This window comes from Streptomyces vilmorinianum (assembly GCF_005517195.1).
Lineage (GTDB): Bacteria > Actinomycetota > Actinomycetes > Streptomycetales > Streptomycetaceae > Streptomyces > Streptomyces vilmorinianum.
The window spans coordinates 4019069-4041841 of sequence record NZ_CP040244.1 but is presented as its reverse complement, the minus strand read 5'-3'; the positions used below and the strand labels follow the sequence as shown (position 1 = coordinate 4041841).

Here is a 22773-nt window from a genome sequence, read left to right as displayed (position 1 = left end):
ACGGCTTCGCGCGGGGGAGGATGGGCGCATGCTCTTGGCACGACTCGCGGACGCTTCCCACCAGGTCGCCGCCACCTCCGCCCGGTCACGGAAGATCGCTGTGCTGGCCGAGCTCTTCTCCGAGGCCACGCCCGAGGAGAGCCCGCTGGTGATCGCCTACCTCTCCGGGCGGCTTCCCCAGGGGCGTATCGGGGTCGGCTGGAGCGTCCTCAAGACGGTGATCCCGCCGGCCGTGCCACCCGCCGAGCACCCCACCCTCACGCTCGCCGGGACCGACGCCGCCATGACCGAGCTCGCCGCCGTCTCGGGCGCCGGTTCGCACGCGGAGCGGGTCCGTCGCGTCCATGAACTCATGGCCTCCGCCACCCTGGCCGAGCAGGAGTTCATGATCCGGCTGCTCTCCGGCGACGTGCGTCAGGGCGCCCTGGACGCCATCGCGCTCGAGGGCGTCGCGCGGGCCGCGACCGTTCCCTCCGACGAGCTGCGCCGCGCGGTGATGCTCGAAGGGTCCCTGCCCCGAGTGGCCCGGGCCGTGCTCGCCGACGGCTCCGCCGCCCTCGGCACCTTCGCCCTGCGCGTCGGCGGCCCCGTCCTGCCGATGCTCGCCCACACGGCCGCCTCCGTCACCGAGGCCGTCGCCGGCCTCGGTGCGTGCGCCGTCGAGGAGAAGCTGGACGGCATCCGGATCCAGGTGCACCGACGCCGCGACGAGGTCAGCGTGTTCACCCGCTCCCTGGACGACATCACCGGCCGGCTTCCCGAAGTCGTCTCCCTCGCCCGGGAGATGACGGCCGACGAGTTCATCCTGGACGGCGAGGTCATCGCGCTCGACCCCGCCACCGGGCGGCCGATGCCCTTCCAGGACATCGCCTCACGGGTCGGCTCACGCGTCGACGTCGAGACCGCCAGCGCCGCCCTGCCCCTCTCGCCCGTCTTCTTCGACGTCCTCGCCGCGGACGGGGAGGTTCTCCTCGACCGGCCGGGCCTGGAGCGCCACGCGGTGCTGGCCCGCCTCCTCCCGGAGGCCCTGCGGGTCCGCCGGTTCGTCGTCGACGACCCCGGATCCGCCGCTCAGGTCGGGGCGGCGGAGCGGTTCTTCACCGACACGCTCGCCAGGGGACACGAGGGAGTGCTGGTCAAAGCCCTCGAAGCGCCCTACGTGGCCGGTCGCCGCGGCCGGACCTGGCTCAAGGTCAAGCCCGTGCACACCCTTGACCTCGTCGTCCTCGCCGCCGAGTGGGGCCACGGCCGCCGCACCGGACTGCTCTCCAACCTCCACCTCGGCGCCCGCGCCGCCGACGGCACCTTCGTGATGCTGGGCAAGACCTTCAAAGGCCTCACCGACGAGATGCTGCGCTGGCAGACCGAGAAGCTGGGCGAACTCGCCGTGTCCGACGACGGATTCACCGTACGCGTGCGACCGGAACTCGTCGTCGAGATCGCCTACGACGGTCTTCAGCGCTCCACCCGCTACCCGGCGGGGGTCACCCTGCGCTTCGCCCGCGTCGTACGCCACCGCCCCGACAAGCCCGCCGCCGAGGCCGACACCGTGGAGCAGGTCACCGGCGGGAGGTGAGCCGGTTCGTCCGGTCCCCGCCGTCGCCCTCGTCGTCGTTGATGTTGGTGTAGCGACCCCGGACCCAGAGCGGCAGCACGTACCAGCACAGCAGGTACCAGGTCACCAGACCGGTGACCAGCCACGGCACGTACGACGCCTGCGTCGCCACCCGCAGGACCAGCAGCAGCGCCGAGGCCAGCGTCGCGAGCAGCAGCACGAGCCCGATGAACGTCAGCCGCGAGGCCCAGACCACGGCCTGCGGTTTGATCCGCCGCCCCGCCACCAGGCGATGGAAGGACACCGGTCCGATCAGTGCCCCGGTCGCCGCCGCGCCCAGCGACACCGTGACGATGTAGATCGTCCGGTCGGACGCCGGGAGCTCGGGGAAGCGGGGCGTGAAGACGACCGTCAGCAGGAAGCCGAACAGGATCTGCACGCCGGTCTGGGCGACCCTGATCTCCTGCATCAGCTCGCCCCACCGCCGGTCGGCTCGCTCCTCCGGCGTCTCGTGACGCCCGCGGATGAGACCGTCACCCTCGGTCCGGTCCTGTCGGCCGCCCTGATGCTCCTGGTCTGGTCGCGTGGACACGGAACCTCCCGTTGTCGCTCTCCTCGCGGGTTACCGCCCGCGGCGACTTCAACCCCCGTGCCGGGCTCGATCCGGGAGGGCCCGGGCCTCGCGGGACGTCCGCGCGCGAGGGATGCTGGAAGCGTGGCAGGACGACCGGACCGCCTGGCCGCGAGGAGATGAGCGACGTGTACGACATGCACATCGACACCGACGTCACCGTGCAGCTGAGCGACTGCGGCAGGGAGGACGCCCAAGCCGTCTTCGACGTCCTCGACCACGTCTACCAGCTCGAGGACATGACCGCGCCTGGCCCGCGGGCGGCCACGGCTCCCACCCCGACCGTCTGGATGGCCACCTTCGACACGGCCGCGGGCCGTCACGAGGAGACCCGCCCCGCGCACCTGACCGGGATGGTCGGAGCGCTGCTCACCGGCGGGTACCACGCGGTCGACGAGGTCGAGAAGACTCTCGCCGCCAGCTTCGACATCCAGTCGCTGCAGTCCGTCTCCGGCGACCAGGAGACCGAGGCCCGGCTGTTGCTCGCCTCCCGCTGACAGCCGGCCTCGCCGGCGCTCGGACACCCCGGGCGGAGCGGACGGGCGCCGTCCGGGGCATCTGTGTGCCTGAGCGGCGGGGCTTCACGTTCGCGACCGTTCCGCGGCTCGCGGTACCGGGCAAGGTCGAACCCGGCGCCCTCTACCGTCCGTAGTGTGAGACGTACGAGCGGTGAAACCGGGGTGAGGTGCCTCACAGCGGGCACTTCGGATTCCACGGAACACCCCCTGATGGTTTATCGTTCATCAATGTGTGACTGTGAAGGGGTCCGGTCCCCAGGTCCCCCCCTTGAGGTGACCGCTCTTCGTCGTCGCGGCAATCGGCCCCGGTTGGAATCCCCCGTCCAACCGGGGCTTTGTCGTTCCCGGAGGCGCGGGCCGCGCCCGAGCGGCGCACACTCCGGCGCGTTCGACCCCTTCGAGTGACCCTCCGCATGCCCCGCCCCCGCCGGGGCAGTGATCGCCGCGAGCCGTGACGATCACCCGTGGCGGCCCGCTGACCAGGCACGTCACCAGGGGGATCGCATGCCGCGCTGGACCGCGCACGCTCGTCGCACGGCCGGGACGGCGGCCGCCGCGCTCCTGCTCGCGGGCTGTGTCGCCACCGCGCCCGGCCCCGCCGTCCCGCTGACGCCCCGGGCGCAGGACGAACTGCTCCGTACCGCCGAGCGCGCCCTCGTCGACCGATGCCTCGACGCCCGCGGTCTCACCCTCGCCGCCCCACCCCGCACCCCCGAGGCCGACCGCCGCCTCCAGGCCGCCCTCTTCGGCACCGGCCCCCACGAGCTGTCCCTCACCCTGGCCACCGGGCACACCGTCAGCGCCCATACCGACGGCTGCCTCGCCGCCGCCCGGCAGACCCTCTACGGCGACCAGACGCGCTGGTTCCGCGCCCAGGTGACCGTCGACAACCTGCGCGCCGAGGCCCAGGCCCGGATGAAGGACGACCCCGCCCATCGGGCCGCCCTGGAGCGCTGGAACCGGTGCGCCGCCCCGCCCGCCCGCGCCCGCGCCGAGCGCCCCGATCCCGCCCTCGCCGCCCGGTGCGAGCGGGAGAGCGGACTCGCCGACGTACGGGCCCGGCTGGAACCCGCCGAGCTGGCGGAGGTACGCGCCCTGCGGGCCGACCAGCTCACCACCTACCGGCAGCTGCGCACCCGCGCGCTGCGGCGGGCAGCGGAACTGTCCGCACCCTCCACCGCACAGGAAGGCAACGACGCCTCATGAAGCGCATCCTCACCACCGCCGCGGCCCTGCTCGCCCTCACCGGCGGGCTCGCCCTGACCGCCCCGGCCCGGGCGGCCGACTGCCCGAGCGGCCACTTCTGCACCTGGCAGGACGCCGACTTCCATGGTCAGCGTGCCAACTGGAGCGGCGACGACGGCTGGTGGGAGAGCTGGATCGCCGACACCGACTCCTCCTGGGCCAACCACGGCATCTCGGGCCCGGGCATCAAGGACCACGTCCGCGTCTACGAGAGCGCCCATCAGGGCGGAGCCATGACCATCTGTCTGACCCCCGGCCAGGAGGTCCACTACAACGGGGTCGCCAACGACCGGGGCGACTCCCACACCTGGGCGATGAGCTGCTGAACCCGCCCGCCGCCACGCTGCCACGCCCCGCACCCCACAGGGCGCGGGGCGTCGGCGTCGGTGTCAGCCCTCGGTGCCGAGCCAGAGGTCGGGGCCGAAGACCTCGTAGTGGACGGCCGCGGCGGCGACGCCGCCGGCCAGCAGGTCACCGCGCACCTGCCGCATGAAGGGCAGCGGGCCGCAGAGGTACGCGGTCACGTCCGCGGGCAGGTCGAGCGCGGTGACGTCGGCGCGGCCGAGGCCGGCGTCCGCCGCGCCGGGCTCCTCGTACCAGAGGTTCAGGGAGCCCTGCGGCAGCGCCTCGACGAGGCGGCGCAGCTCCTCGCGGTGCGCGTGCTCCGCGGGGGAACGGTCGGCGTGGACGACGATCACCCGGCGCCGCGAGCCCGTGGCGGCGAGATGGCCGAGCATGGCCAGCATCGGCGTGCTGCCGATCCCCGCGGAGGCGAGCAGCAGCGGCCCGTCGCCCTCGGGCAGGACGAGATCGCCGAACGGCGCGGACACCTCCAGGACGTCGCCCACGCGCGCGTGCTCGTGCAGCCAGGTGGACACCTCACCCGCGGGGTCGCCGTCGACCCGCTTCACCGTGATCCGCCACTGCGCAGTCCCGGGCGCCGTGGAGAGGCTGTACTGGCGGATCTGCCGGGCGCCGTCGGGCAGTTCGACCCGCACGCTCACGTACTGCCCCGGCCGGAACGTCCCCGTCGGGCGCCCGTCGGTGTGCCGCAGGGCGAAGGAGACCGTGTCGGCCGTCTCCTGGTGCCGCTCCACGATCTCCATCGGTCGGACGACCTCGCCCTCCGCGACGCCCTTCTCCTGGTACAGGCCGGCCTCCAGCGCGATGAGCGCGTTGGCCATCAGCCAGTAGACCTCGTCCCAGGCCTGGGCCACCTCGGGCGTGACGGCCTCGCCCAGCACGTCGACGATCGCGGCGAAGAGATGCTCGTGGACGATCTTGTACTGCTCGGCCGTCACGCCCAGCGAGGCGTGCTTGTGCGCGATCCGGGAGAGCATGACGTCCGGCCGGGTGTCCGGGCTCTCGAGGAGCGCGCCGGCGAAGGCGGCTATCGAGCCGGCGAGCGCGCGCCGCTGGTCGCCGCTGGCCTGGTTGCCGCGGTTGAAGAGGTCCCGCAGCAGCTCGGGGCGGGCTGCGAACATCCCCGCGTAGAAGCGCTCGGTGATGTCGCCGAGCGCGTCTCCGACGACGGGAAGGGTGGCACGGACGACCGGAGTGGCCTGCTCGGACAGCATCGAAGCTCCTAATGTGGTAGATGATCTACGTATTTAAAGGGGTGGTGAAGCGCGGAGGGGCCATCTCCGGGGGTGGCGGCCTAGTCGCCGTGGCGGGGGCCCAGCGAGAGGAGCACCGGGCCGGTGGGGGACTCGACCAGATCCGCCACGGTCAGCGGATCGAGTGTGCGGTAGAACGCCTCCTGCGCCTCGCGGAGGGCTCCGCGCAGTCGGCAGGCGGCACGCAGCGGGCACGGGTTCTCGCCCTCGCAGGCGACGACCTCCTCCTCGCCCTCCAGCGTCCGCACCAGCCAGCCCACCGAAGCGCGCCGGCCGGTCTCGGTGAGGGCGAGACCGCCGCCCCGCCCGCGTCGCGCCTCCACGACGCCGAGGTGCTGCAGCCGGGTGACCACCTTCGCCATATGGGCGTAGGGCACGGCCATGACCTCGGCCACCTCGCGTGTGGTGGCGGAGGACTCCTGCCCGGGGACCGCCAGGCGCATCACGGCACGCAGCGCCAGGTCGGTGAATTTCGTCAGCCGCACGCAAGGACCGTATCAAATACGAATGTGAGACACCTATTAGGGGTGGCGGTTCCGGTCAGGGGGATCGGGTCGAGGCGTGGCGGCGCCAGAGCCACAGCCCGCCGACGACCACGGGGGCGACGAGGAGCAGGATGCCGATCACCGGCCACTTGTCGCCGACGATCCGCAGATCCGCGACGACGACGACAGCCACCCCCGCCGCCGGTACCAGGATCGACACCAGGGCGCGCAGCCCGGCGAGCAGCATTCCGGGTCGGATACGGGAGCCACGGGCCGCGAGCTCGTTGCGGCTGCCGACGTAATGGACGGTCGTCCGGTCCATCAGGCGGGTGGTGGCGCGGTCGTACGAGAGCGCCATGTACGGCAGCCACACCAGCGGCGCGACGAGACCGACCAGGAAGACCAGGCCCACCAGCGCCCACTGGCCGATCCGGACGAGGAGGCCCGGGCCGTCTTCGGGGGGCGTGACGATGCCGAGGAGACGGGCCATCCGCAGCGTGAGGTCCCGCATCGCGGCGATCCGGCCGGGCCGCCGTCGCGTGCCGTCCTCGGGCGCGGGGCGGGAAAGCGCCGGTTTGGTGGGTGTCGGCGCGGAGGGCGCCGGTTCGGTGGGTGCCGGCGGGGAAGGCGCCGGCGGGGACGGTGGTGGGTGGGCGGCCAGCGCCGCCCGGGCCGCTGCCGTGTCCGCGTACACGCCCTGCAGGACCAGCAGTTCGGCGGCGCGTTCGGGATCGGTGGTGTCCCGGCCTTCCAGGCCGGCCAGTTCGAGTACCGTCCGCACCTGGAGCAGCAGCGCCCCGCAGAACGCGACCGGGACGAGCACGATGAACGGCCCGCCCACGAACGCCCCTTCGGCCGACACCGCGCGTCGGCCCCGCCTCACGACCATGGCGCGGAGCTCGGCGGGGGACGCGTCCGGATGCTTGCCGCGCAGTCGTTCCACGGTCCGGCCGGCCGACGGGCCCATGTGCCGTAGGGCGAACCATGCGAGCAGCTCCGGCAGCCGGCCCGGCTCGGCCCGCGCCTCCCGCAGCAGCGAGCGGGAGAGCGCGGTGGTCGTCGCGTCCGCGGTCGCGTCTCCGTCCGCGGCCCCGTCCCCGTTCGTCAGGACAGGACCTTCGCCTTCGCCTTCTGGAACTCCTCCTCCGTGATGGCGCCCTTGTCCTTGAGATCGGCGAGCCGCGCGAGTTCGTCGACGCCGCTGCCCTTGCCTTCGCCGGGGGCCGTGCCCGCCGCCTGGCGGATGTACGACTGGAACGCGGCCTCGCTCTCCCTGGCCTGCTTGAGGTCCCGCTGACTCATGCTCTTGCCGCGGGCGATCACATAGATCAGCACGCCGAGGTAGGGGAGCACGATGCACAGGATCAGCCAGCCGGCCTTGGCCCAGCCGTTCAGCTCATGGTCCCGGAAGATGTCGGTGATGCACCTGAACAGCAGGAACAGCCACATGATCCAGATGAAGAACCAGAGCATGGTCCAGAAGACGTTGAGGAGAGGGTAGTCGTCCATTCCTGCACTCCGTTCCCGCACCGGCCGCTCTCGGCCTCGCGTACAAGCGAGTGTTGCCGAACCCCCGCCCGTCCGCATGTCGAGATCAGGCGCCGCGCGCCCGGAGCGCCGCCAGCGCGCGGTCGGCGTGCGCGCTCATCCGCAGTTCGCTGCGGACGACCTCCAGGATCCGGCGGTCCTGGTCGATGACGAACGTGACGCGCTTCGTCGGCGCGAGCGAGAATCCGCGCGTCACCCCGAACAGATCGCGTATCGCACCCTCCGGGTCGGACAGCAGCGGATACCCGAGCGAGTGGCGGTCGGCGAACTCCTGCTGACGCTCCACCACATCGGAGCTGATGCCGACCGGGCGGGCCCCTGCCGCCCGGAACTCGCCTGCCAGATCGCGGAAGTGACAGGCCTCGGCGGTGCAGCCGGGGGTGAGGGCCGCCGGGTAGAAGAACAGCACGACCGGGCCGTCCGCGAGGAGCCCGGTGAGCGAGCGGGGCGTCCCCGTCTCGTCCGGAAGAGTGAAGTCCTCGACGATGTCACCGACGTTCATCGGCTTGCCCCTTTGTCCCCGACCGGCCCCTCCGGTCGCCGACGGGTGACGTTACCGCAGAGTAAGGAAACCCGTCACCAGTCGCGGGCGGCGGCCAGGAGCCGATCGCGTACGCGTGTCACGTGCGGGTTCTCGGCGGTGCCGGGCCGCTGGGCCAGATAGGACGTGTTGATCGGCGGGTCCTCCGGTTCCAGCAGCGCCACCAGGCGGCCCGTGTCGAGCTCCGCCCGGCACAGGTAGGCCGGCAGGACGCTGAAGCCGGCTCCCGCGACCACCGTGGCCACGACGCCCCGGAGATCGGGCACGGTGACGGCCGCCTCGCCCGTCAGGCGCCGGCCGAAGACATGGCGCCAGTACCGTCGAGCGATCGGCAGATCCTCGGCGTACATCACCATCGGCACGCCGTGCAGCGCGGCAGGCCCGTCCTCGGCCACGGCGTCCGGACCGATCCGCCGCGCCCAGCCGGGAGAGGCGACGAGGACGAACTCCTCGTCCGTCAGCGGCACCGCGGTCAGGGTCCGCCCGCGCGGTCGGACCGTGGAGATCACGAGATCGTGGTGCCCGGCCCGCAGTCCGTCGAGGAGGTCGTCGGTGAGCCCCGGCGTCACCTGGAGCCGTACGCCCTCCTCGACCAGGGGAGCCAGCGCGGGCAGGGCCGTCACGCACAGGAACTCGGCGGGGCCCGCGAGGTGGACCGGCTGGGGCGCCGGAACGGCCCCCGGGCCGTGGTCGGCGACCGCGGCGAGCGCGTCGATCGGCGCCGCCACCTGCGCGGCCAGCTCGTCGGCGTACGGCGTGGGGGCCACCCCGCGCGGCTGCCGCTCGAACAGTTCGCGGTCGAGGCGGCGTTCGAGCGCGCGGATCTGGGTCGTGACGGTCGGCTGGGACAGGCTCAGCAGCCGCGCGGCGGCGGTGAAGGAGCCGGTGCGGTGGACGGCCAGGAAGGTGCGCAGCAGGGAGAGGTCCAGTGGTCCGCGGGGCGCCGCCCCCGGCCGGTTCCGCTCGCCGAACCCGGCTCCGGCCTCGGGGCCGAGCCCCTTGCCATCGGACCTTCTATCTCTCACGCCGTCAAGCATAGGCGGGCGGATGGCTCCCCGGCGCGCGCCGCCGGCGCGGTGCCTCAGGCCCGCTGCCGCGCGGCCCGGCGCCGGTCCAGGATCGCGAGCACCTGTTCGCCCCAGCGCAGGTTCTCCTCCTCGAGCGACCGGCCGCGCATCAGGGTCAGATACGGGCCGATCCGCTCCGCCTCGCGCAGGTACGTGGCCTCGTCCCGGCCGTCGAGCATCCACTCACGCAGCCGCTCCCAGCGCGCCAGCTTGCCCCGTGCCCACTCCATCCGCTCCTGGACGAACCCCCGTACCGCGTCGGTGTCGCCCGCGTCGCAGGCCTGCACCTGCACCATCAGCTCGTCCCGGATGGCGCTCGGCCGCGGCGGCTGGGCCGTGAAGGCCATGAGGTCCTCACGGCCCGCGTCGGTGAGCGAGAACATCCGCTTGTTGGGTCGCCGTTCCTGCTCCACGACACGGGCGGCGATCAGTCCGGCGTCGGAGAGCCGGTCGAGCTCCCGGTAGAGCTGCTGCGGCGTGGCGGCCCAGAGGTTGGACACGGACACGTCGAAGATCTTGGCCAGGTCGTATCCGGACGCCTCGCCCTCCAGGAGAGCTGCGAGGACCGCGTGCTTGAGGGACATCCGGACACGCTAGCAGTCCCGTTGACTAGTTTCTTCCGCACCTATTTAACGAGTGGGGCTCCGGACGGCCGCGCCGGAAGCGCGGGCGGGGTCCAGTCGGCGTGCCGCAGGATCATGCGCACGGTCGCGCCCGACGGGGCGAGGCGCAGGGCCGTGTTGCGCACGGCCACGGCGGCCCGGCCGGAGAGCTGCTGGCCCATGCGGCCGGCCTTGCGGGCGGCGAGCGCGACCGCCTGCGCGCGAGGGCGCCGCTGTGCGTCGTAGGAACCCAGGGCGGTGTCGGTGTCGGGCTCGCGCGCCAGTGCGGCGGCGAGGACGACGGCGTCCTCCAGGGCCTGACAGGCGCCCTGGCCCAGGTTCGGGGTCATCGCGTGGGCGGCGTCGCCCAGGAGGGCGACGCGGCCGGCGACGAAGGACGGGAGCGGGGTGGCCAGTTCGTGGATGTCGTGGTGGAGGACGTCTTCGGCGTGCGTCGTGTCGAGCAGGGCCGGGATGGGGTCGTGCCAGCCGGAGAAGCGCCTGCGGACCTCGCCGAGCGGGTCGGTGTGCCGTATCCCTGCGGGGGAGTTGAGGACGGCGTGCCACTCCGCGCGCCCGTCGGCGAAGGCGATGTGCCCGAACTCGGCGCCGTGTCCCCAGGTGATCTCGAAGTCCGTGGGCAGGTCCAAGGGCCGCCGCGTGAGGGCGCGCAGGACGGTCGAGCCGCTGTGGACGGGGCCGGGGTGACCGGGGAAGAGAGCGGCCCGGGTGCGGCTGTGGACGCCGTCGGCGGCCACCACCAGGTCGGCGTCGAGGTGTGTGCCGCCGTGCGTCGAGGCCGAGGCGTCCGCCCGCGTACGGATGTGGACGCGGACGCGACCGGGCGCCGAGCGGTCGAGTCCGGTCACCTCGGCGCCGACGATCAGGGCTTCGGTCGGCAGCGCGGCGCGCAGCAGGCGGTGCAGCGTGGCCCGCGGTATGCCGACGATGGGTGTGCCGAGGGCCCGTTCGAGGGCGGTGCCGTCCATGCGGGCGAGCCAGGATCCGTCCGGAGTGCGGGTTCCGCCGGTGTACTGGCCGCGCGCGGCGGCCCGGACGGCGGGGCCGACTCCGAGGGCGTCGAGGGCGCGCAGCCCGTTGGCGGCGAGCGAGATTCCGGCGCCCGCGTCGTCGCGTACGGGCGCGCGGTCCACGACGGTCACCTCCCAGCCGGTGTGCCGCAGCCCGAGGGCCGCGGCGAGCCCACCGATGCCCGCCCCGACGACGACGGCGCTGTTCCCCATGGCGACCCGACCTCTCTCCCGCGCTGCCTTCTACATCTGTAGAAGCGTAGCGCGCGTCTTCTACGGGTGTAGAAAGAGGGGGTGACCTCCGACCGACGCGGCCCCGACCGCCGCACCCTCCTCGCCGATGCCGCGCTCGGCGTCCTCGCCGACGCGGGGATGCGCGGGCTGACCCATCGCGCGGTCGATGCCGCCGCCGGACTCCCGGCCGGCACCACCTCCGCGTACTACCGCACCCGTTCGGCCCTGCTGACCGCACTGGTCCGCCGTCTGGTCGAACTCGACCAGGCCGAGTTGCGGGCGGCGGGGGAGCGGACCCCGGAGGTGCGCTCCGCGGCCGAACTCACCCACGGACTCGTCGCGCTCACCGCCGCGCGCCTGACCGGCGAGGGGCGGCGTCGTTCCCTCGCCCGCTACGCCTGCGCCGTCGAGAGCGTGCGAGACGCCGAACTCCGCGAAATCCTGGTCCCACGTGAGAACCCGGCGCGCGACGCGGTCCGCCGCTTCCTCGCCGCCCAGGGCGTGGCGGATCCCGAGGGGCGCACGCTCACCCTCCTCGCGTGCGTGGACGGCCTCGTGCTCGACCGTGTGGTCAGAGGCGGGGACGTCTTCGTGGAGGAGGTGGCGGGTCTTGTCGCGGCGGCCCTGCGGCCCGCAGGGCCGGACGGTCGTTGACCGCAGCCGTACGGCTGCCTGTCGGCCCGGAGCCAGGATGGGAGCAGAATCCGATGGACACCACGGCGTTCGTCTACACCACCTATATCCGCACCACCCCCGACGAGGTCTGGCAGGCGCTGACCGACCCGGGCTTCACCCGGCGCTACTGGGGCGTGGCCTTCGAGTCGACGTGGACCGCGGGAGCGCCGATGGTCTGGGAGGAGGGTGGCCGCACGACGCGCGACCCCGAGCAGGTGGTCCTCGCGGCCGAGCCGGGGCGGCGGCTCTCGTACACCTGGCACACCTTCACGCCGGAGTGGGCCGAGGCGGTCGGCATCGGCGACGAGGTGTACGTGAAGCTCGCGAAGGAGCGCCGCTCGAAGGCGACGTTCACGATCGAGCCGGCCGGGGACATGGTCAAGCTCACCCTCGTGCACGACGACCTGGAGCCCGACGGCATGATGCGCGAGATGATCGGCGAAGGCTGGCCGGCGCTGCTCTCCAGCCTCAAGTCCCTCCTGGAGACCGGCGAGGAGCTGCCGGAGCCGCCGCGCTGAGCGCGGGCCCTCCCGGCGGGGCGACGCGGCTCCGGGCGGCGGGACAGTGGCCAGAAATCGCACAGCTGTCTGGCTGGAAAGGGTCCGTCCCGTCCGCCGCGCCGCGCTAACGTGCGCCCATGACCGCCATCTTGACCATTCTGACCGCGGGATACGTCGGCCCGCGCACCGCGTCCACCGTCAGTCTTCTCCGTGACGGGGACACCGTGGTCGTCGTCGACCCGGGCATGGTCGCCGACCGCAAGCTGATCCTCGGGCCGCTCGCCGACGCCGGGGTGGCGCCCGAGCAGGTCACCGACGTGGTGTTCAGTCACCACCACCCCGACCACACCCTGAACGCCGCCCTCTTCCCGGCCGCCCGCTACCACGACCACTGGGCCATCTACGAGGACGACCTCTGGACCGACCGCCCGGCCGACGGCTTCGTGATCTCGCCGTCCATCCGGCTCGCGGCCACGCCCGGGCACACCCCGGAGGACATCAGCACCCTCGCCGACACCGCGGACGGCCTGGTCGTGCTCACCCATCTGTGGTGGTCCGCCGACGGCCCCGTCGAGGACCCCTACGCGACCGACCCGGCCGCCCTGCACGCCTCGCGGCGGACGATCCTCGATCTCTCGCCGGCCCTGATCGTCCCCGGCCACGGCGAGGCCTTCGCGCCCACGGCCGACACCCCGCGCTGACCCCGCCCGTCCTCGCTCCGACCGGGAGCGCGAGCGCGTGCCCCCGGATTGGTGCGTTCGAGTCGTCTCCGGGCCCTCTCCCGCGCCACGCCCGGCCACGTGATCATCATTTCTTCTCTTGATCCGTTTTGATGCTCCGGACCGGAACGGACCAGCAGGGGAGGGCGACTCACATGGCGTCACGCAGGAACCTCAAAGGGTGGGGCGTGCTGACCCTGGCCGCCGGAGCCGTACTCGTCACCACGGCCGCGCAGCCCCCGGCCTCCCCGCGGCCCGGGCAGGCCGCCGCGCAGGCCGTGGACGAGGCGATCGTGTCGCTGAGCGGCTGCGCGTCGGCCGGGGGCCTGTGCGCGACGGCCCGGCACACCGTGGTGCTGTCCGGCGGACCGGCCCTGACGGGACGGCCGTTCGCGCTCGACGCCACACGCGCCCCCGGACCGATCGCCATCGCGCTCAGGACACCGGGCCGGCTGACCGACGTCACCGTGACCGACCGGCGCGGGCGCCGAGTCGCCGGGCGCCCGAGCGCGGACGGAACCCGCTGGACCAGCACGGCCCCGCTCCTCGCCGACGGCCACTACACCGCACACCTCACCGTCGAGCGGGCGCGCCCGGGAGGGCACGCGCGGCGCGCCGCCCGCCTGGAGTTCCGTACCGGCATGGCACCGGAGGGGGAACGGCTCAGCGTCGCGTTCGGCCCGTCGTCCGGACGGACGTACGGCGTCGGGCAGCCGGTCACCGCCGAACTGAGCCACCCGGTGCCGGCGGCCGACCCCGAGGCCCGCAGAGTCGTCGAACGCGCCCTCGACGTCCGGTCCGAACCGCGCGTCGTGGGAGCCTGGCACTGGGTCCGCCCCACCACGCTCCACTACCGGCCCCGTGCCTACTGGCCCGCCCACACCACCGTCCGGGTCCGCAGCGGCCTCGACGGAGTCCGCGTCACCGACCGGCTCCACGGCGGCCCGTCGAACCCGCTGACCTTCACCACCGGCGACCGCGTCGAGGCCGTCACCGATGTGGCCACCCTGCGGATGACCGTCAAGCGCGACGGCCGGATCCTCCGCACCATCCCCGTGACCACGGGCAAGGCCGGCTTCCGGACGCGCGGCGGCATCAAGGTCGTGCTGGGCAAGGAGCCGACGGTCCGCATGCGCGGCGACTCCATCGGCATCCCCCGCCGCAGCCGCGACTACTACGACCTCAAGGTCCGCTGGGCGACCCGCGTCACCTGGAGCGGCGAATATCTGCACGCCGCCCCCTGGTCGACGGACGCGCAGGGCAGCGAGAACGTCAGCCACGGCTGCACCGGCATGAGCACCGAGGACGCCGCCTGGCTCTTCCGTACCGTCCGCGAGGGAGACCTCGTCGAGGTGATCAACGGATACGGCGCGCCGATGACCCCCTTCGGCAACGGCTACGGCGACTGGAACCTGACCTGGTCGCGGTGGCAGCAGGGCAGCGCCTTCGGGACCGAGGCGGGCCGCCCCGGCCGCGCCTCGGGCGCCCTGCGGCCCGACCTGTGACCACGCGGCGCTGGGCCGAATGACCGCTCAGGGGGCCGTCGTCGTAGCCCTCGATGATACTGGCGCTCTGCTCGCCACCCACCCCGGAGGAGCCGTGATGCGGGACGTCACCAGGGTCGAGATCGAAGGCGCCGTGCTCTACGTGGAGGCGGAGAGACTCGCCCCCGCCAGTGAGCTCGAGGGCCTGGGCGACCGCCTCCCGGATCTGTCCGGGGTCACCAGCGCCCTGTCCTCCTTCGCCGGCCAGCTCAGCCACGCGCTGCACCAGGCGGCCCCCGACCGGGCGACCGTGGAGTTCGGCTGCGAACTCGGCCTGGACGCGGGCGGGCTGACCGCGCTCATCGTCAGGGGCAGCAGCAGCGCCAACCTGCGGGTGACCCTCGAATGGACGAAGTCCCCGTGACCGTCCGGCCCGTCAGCCCTCCCCGGACCCGCCCGGCGTGACCAGACCCGTCTCGTCCCGGCCCGCCGGGCGGCGCGTCTGACGATCTCGGAGGCGCCGCGCAGCGAGTGAGAGCCGCCCGGTCACCTTCCAGGCCCCGCGGGGTTCCGGCCCCCGCGGGGCCGGTCGGTCACGCCGCGGCCGCCTGGGGCCGCGTCACCCGGCACACCAGGGCGTCGTTCTCGATGTCCGCCACGATCGTGTCGCCGGGGTCGGCCTCACCGCCCAGGAGCAGGTCCGCGATCCGGTTGTCCAGCTCGGCCTGGATGGTGCGGCGCAGCGGCCGGGCGCCGAACTCCGGCTGATGCCCGTGCGCGACGAGCAGCTTCTTCGCCGCGTCGGTCACCCGGAGCTCCAGCCCCTGGGAACGCACCCGGCGCTCGCTCCGACGCAACAGCAGATCGAGGATCCGGCCCAGATCGTCCTCGTCGAGACCGTGGAAAATGATCGTCTCGTCGATACGGTTGAGGAACTCGGGCGCGAAGTGGCCGCGCAGGTCCCGCATCAGATCGTCCCGGATCTCGGAGACGTCCCCGTGATGGGCCAGGATCCGCTGGGCGCCGATGTTCGACGTCATGATGACCACACAGTTGCGGAAGTCGACCGTCCGCCCCTGGGAGTCCGTGAGCCGGCCGTCGTCCAGCACCTGGAGCAGGGTGTTGAAGACATCGGGGTGCGCCTTCTCCACCTCGTCGAAGAGCAGGACGCTGTACGGCTGCCGGCGCACCCTCTCGGTCAGCTGGCCCGCCTCCTCGTGTCCGACGTATCCGGGCGGGGCGCCGACGAGCCGGGAGACCGTGTGCTTCTCCTGGAACTCGCTCATGTCGAAGCGGACCATGCGGCTCTCGTCGCCGAACAGCAACTCCGCCAGCGCCTTGGCCAGTTCCGTCTTGCCGACACCCGTCGGGCCGAGGAAGAGGAAGGAGCCCACCGGACGGTGCGGGTCACCCATGCCCGCCCGGTTGCGGCGCACGGCCTGGGCGATGGCGGTGACCGCCTCGTCCTGGCCCACCACCCGGCTGTGCAGGGCGTCCTCCAGCTTGAGCAGCTTCTCCTTCTCGCTCTGCGTCATCTGCGCCACGGGGATGCCCGTACGCCGGGACAGCACCTCCGCGATGTCGTCGAGCGTCACCTCCATCACGCCCTCGCGCCGCTCCTCGACGCCGGCCGGCTCGGCCTCCACACGGGCGATCTCCTGCTTGAGCTCGTTCGCCTTCTCGAAGTCCTCGGCCGCGACGGCCTCGTCCTTCTCACGCCCCAGCTTCGCGAGCCGGTCCTCACGGCCGGCCACCTCGCTCGACCTGCCCAGGGAGCGCAGCCGCACCCGGGCGCCCGTCTGGTCGATCAGGTCGATGGCCTTGTCGGGCAGGAACCGGTCGGAGACATAGCGGTCGGAGAGCTCGGCGGCCGCCACGAGCGCCGCGTCGCTGTAGCGGACCTGGTGGTGGGCCTCGTAGGAGTCCCGCAGCCCCTCCAGGATCTGGATCGTCTCCTCCACCGAGGGCTCGGGGATCAACACGGGCTGGAAGCGCCGCTCCAGCGCGGCGTCCTTCTCCACGTACCGCCGGTACTCGTCGATCGTGGTCGCGCCCACGACATGCAGCTCGCCGCGGGCCAGTGCCGGCTTGAGCATGTTGCCGGCGTCCATCGCGCCCTCGCCCGCCGCGCCCGCCCCCACCACGGTGTGCAGCTCGTCGATGAACAGCACCGTCGCGTCCGCGTCCGCCTTCACCTCGTCGATGACGTTCTTCAGCCGCTCCTCGAACTGGCCGCGATACTGGGCGCCGGCGACGAGCCCGGAGAGGTCGAGCGCGACGACCCGCTTGCCCTCCAGCGTCTTCGGCACCTCGCCCGCCACGATCCGCTGGGCGAGCCCCTCCACGATCGCGGTCTTGCCCACGCCCGGCTCACCGATGAGGACCGGGTTGTTCTTCGACCGGCGGGAGAGGATCTCGACGGTCTGCTCGATCTCCTCGGCCCGTCCGACCACCGGGTCGAGCTTCCCGGCCCGTGCCTCCTCCGTCAGATCCCGGCCGTACTCGTCGAGTGTGGGCGTCGTGCTCTCCGGCCGGGCCGCGGGCGCGCCCTCCGCCCGTGCGGCCCGGTCGGCGGTCGAGCGCAGACCGCCGACATCCGTCCCGTACGCGCTCAGCAGCTTCGCCGCCGCCGCACGGGGGTCGTCGAGCAGGGCGCCGAGGATGTGCTCCGGTCCGATGTAGGAGACACCGGACTCCTGCGAGCGCTCGTACGCGCGCAGCAGGACGCGCTTGGCCGCCGGGGTGAGTCCGGGCTTCGCCGACGGGACGCCGCTCGCGCCGGGCAGCACGTCCGCGACCGCCTTGCCCAGCTCGTCGGGGTCGGCGCCCGCCCGCGCGAGCAGGCTCCGCGCCGGTTCCGCCTGCGTGCACGCCCAGAGCAGATGCTCGGTGTCCAGGTCCGCGCTGCCGTCCTCGGTGGCCCGGGCGGTCGCCCGCCCGATCAGTTCCCGCGCCGAGTCGGTGAGCAGCCGGCCGATCGGCACCCGCTGGACGGCCGGGGGAGAGGCGCCGGGGGACATGCCGAAGAAGCGGTTGAGGAGCTCGTTGAACGGGTCCGGTCCACCGAAGGAACCGAGGGGGGACATGGTCATGTGGTGCCGTCCAGGTGCGTCGACGTCCGGGCAGTTCTCCCTCCACTGCACCAGCTGCCGTCGTCCCCCACTCGGCGGCGCGCGGCCACGGACCGTGGCGGCGGCCGGCGTTCCCCGCTCCCCCGTGCGGTGCTCGGCGGTTCGCCTCGCGCGTCAGGTCCCTCCCGTACCGCCCTCCGAACGGGTGACCGCACGGCGGCGGCCGACCCGCTCCGGGCCCTCACAGCCTCCCGAGGTCCCCTTCTGCCATGGACCCGGCCGGCACACCGGCGCGCCGGCGGTGAGCGGTCAGCGGTACTCGACCGTCAGCGTCACCGGAGTGTCCTTGTTGACGAAGAGATACGCGGTCGAGGCCGGGGCCGCCTCGAAGCGCAGCCGCATCTGTGTGGTGCCGCCGCGGTTCAGGGCGCCGAGCGCCTGCGCGGACAGATCCGTGGAGGAGGCGCTGCCCGAGGAGAACGAGGCGATCTGCGCCCCGCCCGCCACCGTGGCCGCCGCCGACCAGTCCGAGGCCTCGACGGCGCACGCGCCCACGCAGCCCGTGGTGACGTCCACGACGAGCCGGTTGCCCGCGGGGGACGACCACGGATCGCCCGAACCGCTGCTGCGGTTCACCGTCAGATAGGCGCGGGTGATCTCCTTGCCCGCCGGGATCCGCGAGGTGTCGAACGAGAGCAGCGTCCGGTTCACCTTGGAGTCGGTGCCCCGGCCCAGCGCGAGACCGTAGGTGTCCTCCAGCGTGCCCACCGCCGCGCCCGATCCGTCGGCCGCGGCCTTCACATAGCCGTCCTGCGCGTCCACGCTGGAGAGCGTCACCCGGTCGGTCACCGGCGGCGGAGCGGACCCGCGCAGCGCCCGGACCATCCCCATGACCGCCTCGATCTGCTTGCCGCCGTGCCGGGCGTGGGCCGAGTCCCCGAGGTAACCCCACCAGTTCCAGCAGCCGTTGGGGTTCTCCAGGGTGGCCGTCGCGACGGCCTGCGGGTACAGCACGATCATGTCGTTGGTGTCGGCGTATTCGTTGAGATACGCCTTGTCGACGAACTGGGTCCCGAAGCCCTGGTATCCGTGGCCCTGCTTGCAGCCGTGCAGCGCCACCATCAGCGTGCAGGACGCGCCCTGCGCGCAGGACGCGGGCACATACACGAAGCCCTTGTCGTCGAGGGACAGCGGCGCCGCCGCGCCACCGGGCGCGTACGCGTTCTGGTCGAACTGGATCAGCGTGCCGCCGGGGGAGCCGCTCGGGGCCGCGACGGAGCCGAGCAGGTGGCCGAGCAGCTCACGCTCGGCGTCGATGCCGCAGTTGTTGATCCACGGACTCTGCGTGACCGTACAGGAGTTGGGGCCGAGCGGGCTGATCCAGGCATGGCCCGCAGCCGTGGTGCGGTTGTACTGGACCCGCGCGCCGAACCGGCCGTAGTAGTCGGCCAGCGCGTCGGCCACCGGCCGCTTCACCGTCGTGTCGCCCGACCCGCTGAAGACGTAGACCGGGTCGCCCGAGAGGTGGGCGACGGGGTCGACGAGCCCCTGGGCCGACCAGTCCCGCGTGGTCTGCTCCAGCTTCGCGAGCTGGAGGTCCTGCGTGGTGTTCATGCACGCGTTGAGGGCGGTGGAGAGCGTGTTCTGGGCGCAGCCGTACGGGCCCGAGGCGAAGGCCGCGGAGCCGCTGAACGTACCGGAGTACGCCACATGGAGCTGGGTGGCCATGTAGCCGCCCGACGATATGCCGGAGCTGTAGACGGCTTCTACGTTGTACGGCTGCAGTTGGCCGGGTACGGGCGTGGGCGCGGCGGCCGCCGCGGGCGACGCGGCGGGGAACAGGGCCGCGGCGGCGAACAGCAGCAGCGCTGTGAGCCGGCGCGGCCCGCGCGGGCGGAGTGGGCGGAGTGGGCGGAGTGAACGGAGACGGTGGAATGGACGCATGGAATCTCCCGGGCGGCTCGTTCATGTCGGGGTGATGGCCGGGAGATTAGGGGCGGGCCGCACGGGTCACCTATGGGCCCGGCCGCCACAACCACCGGGGCGCGGTATGGCGTTCCGTCATCTGGCAGCCGCCGCACCACGCTCCACGGCGACCTGCGACGATGCCCCGCATGAACGACGACGTACGAGACGGCCTGCTGGCCGAGGCGGTCGGCCTGCGGGAGCGGGGCCGTCAGGAGGAGGCGCGGGCCCGCCTGGTGGAGCTCGCCGCGCGGTACCCCGACGACGCGGAGGTGGCCTACCAGACCGCCTGGGCCCACGACGTCCTCGGCCTGGAGGCGGAGGCCGTCCCCTTCTACGGGCGCGCGCTGGACGCGGCGGCCGGCGACGGGCTCTCCCCGGAGGACCGCAAGGGAGCACTCCTTGGCCTCGGCAGCACGCTGCGCATCCTCGGCCGCTACGAGGAGGCCGTCACCACCCTGCGCGGCGCGGCCGAGGAGTTCCCCGAGGACGGGGCGCTGCGGACGTTCCTGGCGATGGCCCTGTTCAACACCGGCGAGCACCACGAGTCCGCACGCCTGCTGCTGCGCCTGCTCGCGGCCACCAGCGACGACCCGTCCGTACGGCGGTACCGGCGCGCCATCGAGCACTACGCCGAGGATCTGGACGAGACGGTGTGAGCCTCAGTCGTTGACGGCGGTCAGCAGGACGACCGCGTCCTCCAGGGCGGCGAGCCCGTGCCGCTCCTTGGGGATCATCTGCAGCGCGCCCGCCGACAGCTCCTCGGACCACCCGGCCGCCGTCAGCTTCACCCGCCCCCGCAGCACCTGCAGACTCGCGGCCGGCGGAGCGTTGTGCTCGTCCAGGGCCGTGCCGGACACCAGCGCGATCACGCTCTGCCGGAGCACGCCGTCATGGACCACCACATGGGCGCTCCGGCCGTGCGGGGCGGTACGCGCCTCGGCAAGGTGTTCGTCGGCGAGGGCTGCGAGGTCCGGCATCGTCTCTCCCTGCGGGCTGCGCGGGTGGTGAGTTCCAGCCTTGCGCGTGTCGCGCGGTACGCAACTCGGGGCGCCGCGCCGCGTGGCCGCGACCACCAGCGCGGCCAGGACGGTGAACCCCGCCGAGGCCAGGGTCGTCGCCGTCCAGCCGTACGCCCCGTACAGCCATGCCGCCGTGAGCGAGCCCAGCGCGCCGCCGCCGAACGAGAACAGCATGAAGACGGTGTTGACGCGGGCCGCGATCCGCGGACCCAGACCGAAGATCCGCGCCTGGTTGGCCACCTGGGCGGCGCTGGTGCCCAGGACCAGCAGGTTGGCGCCGATCACCAGCGCCACGGGGGAGTGTGCCCCGAATCCGACGACGGCCACGGCGGCGGCCGTGCACACCAGCGCCCCGGCGTTGACCACCCGCGCGCCATGGCGGTCGGTGAGCCGTCCCGCGTACGCCGAGAGCAGCGCCCCTGGCAGGCTCAGCAGCCCGAAGAGCCCCGCCACCCCCGGCCCGAAGCCCAGCGGAGGGGCCGCCAGATGGAAGGCGAGGGTCGCCCAGAAGACACTGAACGCGGCGAAGACCGCGGCTCCGCTCAGCGCCGAGATCCGTACCTCCCGGTGCTCGGCGAACAGCCGGGGCAGGCTCGCCAGGAGCCGCGGATACGGCAGCCGCTCCCGGGCGGCCGGTCCCGCGCGCTCGGGCAGGGCGCGCGGCACGACGAAGAGGAGGGCGGCCGTCGCCGCCGCGGCCAGCAGGTAGGCGGTGCGCCAGCCTCCGCCGACGTCCGAGACCGCGCCCGAGACGGTACGGGAGAGGGTCGAGCCGAGCGTCAGGCCGAGGCCGATGAGCCCGACGGCCCGGCCGCGCCGCTCCGGCCCCGCGAGCGCCGCCGCCACCGGGGTGAGGATCTGGGGGAGGACCGTGGTCGTGGAGACGGCGAGCGTCGCGAGCGTGAGGGTGAGGACGTTCGGCGCCGCCGCGGCGATCAGCAGCCCGCCGCTGGTGAGCGCGAGCAGGAGGGCGGTGAGGCGGCGCAGCCGGGCGGTGTCGGCGAGCGGGACGAGGAGCAGGATGCCGAGCGCGTAGCCGATCTGGGCGGCGGAGGCGACGAGTCCCGCGGTGTGCTGGGACACGCGCAGCCCCTGCGCGATGGCGTCGAGCAGCGGCTGTGGGAAGTAGATGTTGGCGACGGTCACTGCCCCCGCCACCGCCATGACCAGGACGTTGGGGTGGGCGACGGGGCGGGTTCGCGGACGGGCCGCGCCCCGCGGCGCGATGGCGGTCGGGAGATCCATGGACCAAGGCTCCTGTCCGCCGCCCCGGCCGATCAAGGTGCAACAATGCAAGCGGCGTTTAGCGGAACTCAACGATGGGGGGCGTGTCGTGCTCGAACGGCATGAACTGGAGGCGTTCCTGACGCTCGCCGAGGAACTCCACTTCGGCCGCACGGCCGAACGCCTGGGCGTCTCCACCGGCCGCATCAGCCAGACTGTCAAGAAGCTGGAGCGCCGCGTCGGTACGCCCCTGTTCGAGCGCACCAGCCGCAGCGTCCGCCTCACCCCCGTCGGCAGCCGCCTCCGCGACGACCTCCGCCCCGCCCACCGGCAGATCCTCGCCGCCCTGGAGCGGGCGACCGCCGCGGGCCGGGGCGTGCACGGCACGCTCCGGGCCGGCTTCGCCGCCCCCTGGAACGGCGAGCTGCTCACCGCGGCCGCCGACGCCTTCCTCGCCCGCCACCCCGGCTGCGAGATCCAGGTGCGGGAAGTACCCCTCGACGGCGGCTTCCGGCCCCTCCACGACGGCGAACTCGACCTCCAGCTCACCGCCTTCCCGGTCCGCGAACCCGGGCTCACCTCCGGTCCCGTGCTCACCACGGAGCCCCGGGTCCTCCTCGTACCCGCCGCCCATCCCCTGGCCCGCCGGAAGTCCGTCGGGCTCGAAGACCTCGCCGACCTCGCCGGCCTCCCGCTGATCACCGCGGCGGGCGCCAACCCCGGCTACTGGCTGGACACCCACTACCCCCGGCGCACCCCGGCCGGCGCCGTCATCCCCCGCGGGCCGGTGGCCGCCTCATGGCAGGAGGTCCTCTCCCATGTGAGCGCGGGCAGCGGTGTCTCCCTGGGCGCCGCCCGCGGCGCCCAGTACCACCCGCGCCCCGGCATCGCCTATGTACCGGTGCGCGACGCACCGCCCGTCGAGTACGGCCTGGTCTGGCCGGCGGCCGCCGAGAACGCCCTGACCAGAGCCTTCGTCGCGGTGGTCGCACAGAGCTGAGCCGCACCGGCACGACGGGTGTGTCCCGAGCGGGCCGGGC

Annotated in this window: 23 protein-coding genes; 11 read left to right on the top strand and 12 right to left on the bottom strand. The window is 73.3% G+C overall.

Going from position 1 to position 22773, the window contains the following annotated elements; translation table 11 throughout:
• Positions 1 to 28 precede the first annotated feature (28 nt).
• Entirely contained in the window at positions 29 to 1576 is a 1548-nt protein-coding gene (locus FDM97_RS19015) for an ATP-dependent DNA ligase (RefSeq protein WP_137991591.1), read from the top strand.
• Here FDM97_RS19015 and FDM97_RS19010 read toward each other — a convergent pair.
• Positions 1560 to 2081 carry a DUF6328 family protein gene (locus FDM97_RS19010; RefSeq protein ID WP_137994903.1) on the bottom strand — a complete coding sequence of 174 codons (522 nt, stop codon included), beginning with the start codon at positions 2079 to 2081 and terminating at the stop codon, positions 1560 to 1562. The genes FDM97_RS19015 and FDM97_RS19010 overlap by 17 nt on opposite strands.
• A gap of 224 nt (positions 2082 to 2305) precedes the next feature.
• Here FDM97_RS19010 and FDM97_RS19005 point away from each other — a divergent pair, with 224 nt between their 5' ends.
• The 3 genes from FDM97_RS19005 to FDM97_RS18995 all read left to right on the top strand — a co-directional run bounded on the left by FDM97_RS19005 (position 2306) and on the right by FDM97_RS18995 (position 4275).
• Positions 2306 to 2683, top strand: coding sequence for a hypothetical protein (locus FDM97_RS19005; protein ID WP_137991590.1), 378 nt, complete (start codon positions 2306 to 2308; stop codon positions 2681 to 2683).
• Between the two features lie 525 nt (positions 2684 to 3208).
• Positions 3209 to 3910 carry a jacalin family lectin gene (locus FDM97_RS19000; protein WP_137991589.1) on the top strand — a complete coding sequence of 234 codons (702 nt, stop codon included), beginning with the start codon at positions 3209 to 3211 and terminating at the stop codon, positions 3908 to 3910.
• The gene (locus tag FDM97_RS18995; protein ID WP_137991588.1) at positions 3907 to 4275 is read left to right on the top strand and encodes a peptidase inhibitor family I36 protein; all 369 of its coding nucleotides are present in this window, start codon (positions 3907 to 3909) and stop codon (positions 4273 to 4275) included. The genes FDM97_RS19000 and FDM97_RS18995 overlap by 4 nt, the downstream gene beginning before the upstream one ends.
• A gap of 63 nt (positions 4276 to 4338) precedes the next feature.
• On the opposite strand, the gene FDM97_RS18990 is transcribed toward FDM97_RS18995, so the two are convergent.
• From FDM97_RS18990 to FDM97_RS18955, 8 genes are all read right to left on the bottom strand, one after another.
• Positions 4339 to 5526, bottom strand: coding sequence for a globin domain-containing protein (locus FDM97_RS18990; RefSeq protein ID WP_137991587.1), 1188 nt, complete (start codon positions 5524 to 5526; stop codon positions 4339 to 4341).
• An 80-nt stretch (positions 5527 to 5606) separates the two neighbouring features.
• The gene (locus FDM97_RS18985) at positions 5607 to 6050 is read right to left on the bottom strand and encodes an RrF2 family transcriptional regulator (RefSeq protein WP_137991586.1); all 444 of its coding nucleotides are present in this window, start codon (positions 6048 to 6050) and stop codon (positions 5607 to 5609) included.
• Between the two features lie 55 nt (positions 6051 to 6105).
• Complete coding sequence (locus FDM97_RS18980) at positions 6106 to 7017, bottom strand: hypothetical protein (RefSeq protein ID WP_137991585.1); 912 nt, start codon at positions 7015 to 7017, stop codon at positions 6106 to 6108.
• A 137-nt stretch (positions 7018 to 7154) separates the two neighbouring features.
• Entirely contained in the window at positions 7155 to 7559 is a 405-nt protein-coding gene (locus FDM97_RS18975; RefSeq protein WP_137991584.1) for an SHOCT domain-containing protein, read from the bottom strand.
• Positions 7560 to 7644: 85 nt separating this feature from the next.
• Entirely contained in the window at positions 7645 to 8100 is a 456-nt protein-coding gene (locus FDM97_RS18970; protein ID WP_137991583.1) for a peroxiredoxin, read from the bottom strand.
• A 74-nt stretch (positions 8101 to 8174) separates the two neighbouring features.
• A complete protein-coding gene (locus FDM97_RS18965; protein ID WP_254705667.1) occupies positions 8175 to 9164 on the bottom strand; it encodes a LysR family transcriptional regulator in 990 nt (329 codons plus the stop codon).
• Between the two features lie 56 nt (positions 9165 to 9220).
• Complete coding sequence (locus tag FDM97_RS18960; protein ID WP_137991581.1) at positions 9221 to 9790, bottom strand: PadR family transcriptional regulator; 570 nt, start codon at positions 9788 to 9790, stop codon at positions 9221 to 9223.
• A 41-nt stretch (positions 9791 to 9831) separates the two neighbouring features.
• Positions 9832 to 11052, bottom strand: coding sequence for an FAD-dependent monooxygenase (locus FDM97_RS18955; RefSeq protein WP_137991580.1), 1221 nt, complete (start codon positions 11050 to 11052; stop codon positions 9832 to 9834).
• A gap of 159 nt (positions 11053 to 11211) precedes the next feature.
• Here FDM97_RS18955 and FDM97_RS18950 point away from each other — a divergent pair, with 159 nt between their 5' ends.
• The 5 genes from FDM97_RS18950 (at position 11212) to FDM97_RS18930 (ending at position 14875) form a co-directional block, all read left to right on the top strand.
• Complete coding sequence (locus tag FDM97_RS18950) at positions 11212 to 11727, top strand: TetR/AcrR family transcriptional regulator (protein ID WP_137994902.1); 516 nt, start codon at positions 11212 to 11214, stop codon at positions 11725 to 11727.
• A gap of 53 nt (positions 11728 to 11780) precedes the next feature.
• Complete coding sequence (locus FDM97_RS18945) at positions 11781 to 12266, top strand: SRPBCC family protein (protein ID WP_137991579.1); 486 nt, start codon at positions 11781 to 11783, stop codon at positions 12264 to 12266.
• A gap of 119 nt (positions 12267 to 12385) precedes the next feature.
• A complete protein-coding gene (locus FDM97_RS18940; RefSeq protein ID WP_137991578.1) occupies positions 12386 to 12949 on the top strand; it encodes an MBL fold metallo-hydrolase in 564 nt (187 codons plus the stop codon).
• A 173-nt stretch (positions 12950 to 13122) separates the two neighbouring features.
• Positions 13123 to 14472, top strand: coding sequence for a L,D-transpeptidase (locus tag FDM97_RS18935; protein WP_137991577.1), 1350 nt, complete (start codon positions 13123 to 13125; stop codon positions 14470 to 14472).
• Between the two features lie 19 nt (positions 14473 to 14491).
• A complete protein-coding gene (locus FDM97_RS18930) occupies positions 14492 to 14875 on the top strand; it encodes a CU044_2847 family protein (protein ID WP_137991576.1) in 384 nt (127 codons plus the stop codon).
• Between the two features lie 169 nt (positions 14876 to 15044).
• Here FDM97_RS18930 and FDM97_RS18925 read toward each other — a convergent pair whose 3' ends face one another.
• Positions 15045 to 17543 (bottom strand): ATP-dependent Clp protease ATP-binding subunit, encoded by a 2499-nt coding sequence (locus FDM97_RS18925; RefSeq protein ID WP_137991575.1) that lies wholly within the window; start codon positions 17541 to 17543, stop codon positions 15045 to 15047.
• Positions 17544 to 17831: 288 nt separating this feature from the next.
• Entirely contained in the window at positions 17832 to 19466 is a 1635-nt protein-coding gene (locus tag FDM97_RS18920) for an extracellular catalytic domain type 2 short-chain-length polyhydroxyalkanoate depolymerase (RefSeq protein ID WP_137991574.1), read from the bottom strand.
• Positions 19467 to 19636: 170 nt separating this feature from the next.
• On the opposite strand from FDM97_RS18920, the gene FDM97_RS18915 reads away from it, so the two are divergent.
• Positions 19637 to 20146: a tetratricopeptide repeat protein gene (locus FDM97_RS18915; RefSeq protein ID WP_137991573.1), complete on the top strand. Its 510-nt coding sequence runs from the start codon at positions 19637 to 19639 to the stop codon at positions 20144 to 20146.
• Positions 20147 to 20149: 3 nt separating this feature from the next.
• On the opposite strand, the gene FDM97_RS18910 is transcribed toward FDM97_RS18915, so the two are convergent.
• Positions 20150 to 21754 (bottom strand): MFS transporter, encoded by a 1605-nt coding sequence (locus tag FDM97_RS18910; protein WP_254705665.1) that lies wholly within the window; start codon positions 21752 to 21754, stop codon positions 20150 to 20152.
• A gap of 88 nt (positions 21755 to 21842) precedes the next feature.
• Between FDM97_RS18910 and FDM97_RS18905 the strand changes: the two genes are divergently transcribed.
• Complete coding sequence (locus tag FDM97_RS18905; RefSeq protein WP_137991572.1) at positions 21843 to 22733, top strand: LysR family transcriptional regulator; 891 nt, start codon at positions 21843 to 21845, stop codon at positions 22731 to 22733.
• Positions 22734 to 22773: the final 40 nt, after the last annotated feature.

Bases quoted from the DNA above. Each gene is read 5' to 3' on its own strand.
- FDM97_RS19015 (WP_137991591.1), top strand. From the start codon at position 29: ATGCTCTTGGCACGACTCGCGGACGCTTCCCACCAGGTCGCCGCCACC.
- FDM97_RS19005 (WP_137991590.1), top strand. From the start codon at position 2,306: ATGAGCGACGTGTACGACATGCACATCGACACCGACGTCACCGTGCAG.
- FDM97_RS19000 (WP_137991589.1), top strand. From the start codon at position 3,209: ATGCCGCGCTGGACCGCGCACGCTCGTCGCACGGCCGGGACGGCGGCC.
- FDM97_RS18995 (WP_137991588.1), top strand. From the start codon at position 3,907: ATGAAGCGCATCCTCACCACCGCCGCGGCCCTGCTCGCCCTCACCGGC.
- FDM97_RS18990 (WP_137991587.1), bottom strand. From the start codon at position 5,526: ATGCTGTCCGAGCAGGCCACTCCGGTCGTCCGTGCCACCCTTCCCGTC.
- FDM97_RS18980 (WP_137991585.1), bottom strand. From the start codon at position 7,017: ATGGGCCCGTCGGCCGGCCGGACCGTGGAACGACTGCGCGGCAAGCAT.
- FDM97_RS18975 (WP_137991584.1), bottom strand. From the start codon at position 7,559: ATGGACGACTACCCTCTCCTCAACGTCTTCTGGACCATGCTCTGGTTC.
- FDM97_RS18970 (WP_137991583.1), bottom strand. From the start codon at position 8,100: ATGAACGTCGGTGACATCGTCGAGGACTTCACTCTTCCGGACGAGACG.
- FDM97_RS18960 (WP_137991581.1), bottom strand. From the start codon at position 9,790: ATGTCCCTCAAGCACGCGGTCCTCGCAGCTCTCCTGGAGGGCGAGGCG.
- FDM97_RS18955 (WP_137991580.1), bottom strand. From the start codon at position 11,052: ATGGGGAACAGCGCCGTCGTCGTCGGGGCGGGCATCGGTGGGCTCGCC.
- FDM97_RS18950 (WP_137994902.1), top strand. From the start codon at position 11,212: ATGCGCGGGCTGACCCATCGCGCGGTCGATGCCGCCGCCGGACTCCCG.
- FDM97_RS18945 (WP_137991579.1), top strand. From the start codon at position 11,781: ATGGACACCACGGCGTTCGTCTACACCACCTATATCCGCACCACCCCC.
- FDM97_RS18940 (WP_137991578.1), top strand. From the start codon at position 12,386: ATGACCGCCATCTTGACCATTCTGACCGCGGGATACGTCGGCCCGCGC.
- FDM97_RS18935 (WP_137991577.1), top strand. From the start codon at position 13,123: ATGGCGTCACGCAGGAACCTCAAAGGGTGGGGCGTGCTGACCCTGGCC.
- FDM97_RS18930 (WP_137991576.1), top strand. From the start codon at position 14,492: ATGACCGCTCAGGGGGCCGTCGTCGTAGCCCTCGATGATACTGGCGCT.
- FDM97_RS18925 (WP_137991575.1), bottom strand. From the start codon at position 17,543: ATGACCATGTCCCCCCTCGGTTCCTTCGGTGGACCGGACCCGTTCAAC.
- FDM97_RS18920 (WP_137991574.1), bottom strand. From the start codon at position 19,466: ATGCGTCCATTCCACCGTCTCCGTTCACTCCGCCCACTCCGCCCACTC.
- FDM97_RS18915 (WP_137991573.1), top strand. From the start codon at position 19,637: ATGAACGACGACGTACGAGACGGCCTGCTGGCCGAGGCGGTCGGCCTG.
- FDM97_RS18910 (WP_254705665.1), bottom strand. From the start codon at position 21,754: ATGGATCTCCCGACCGCCATCGCGCCGCGGGGCGCGGCCCGTCCGCGA.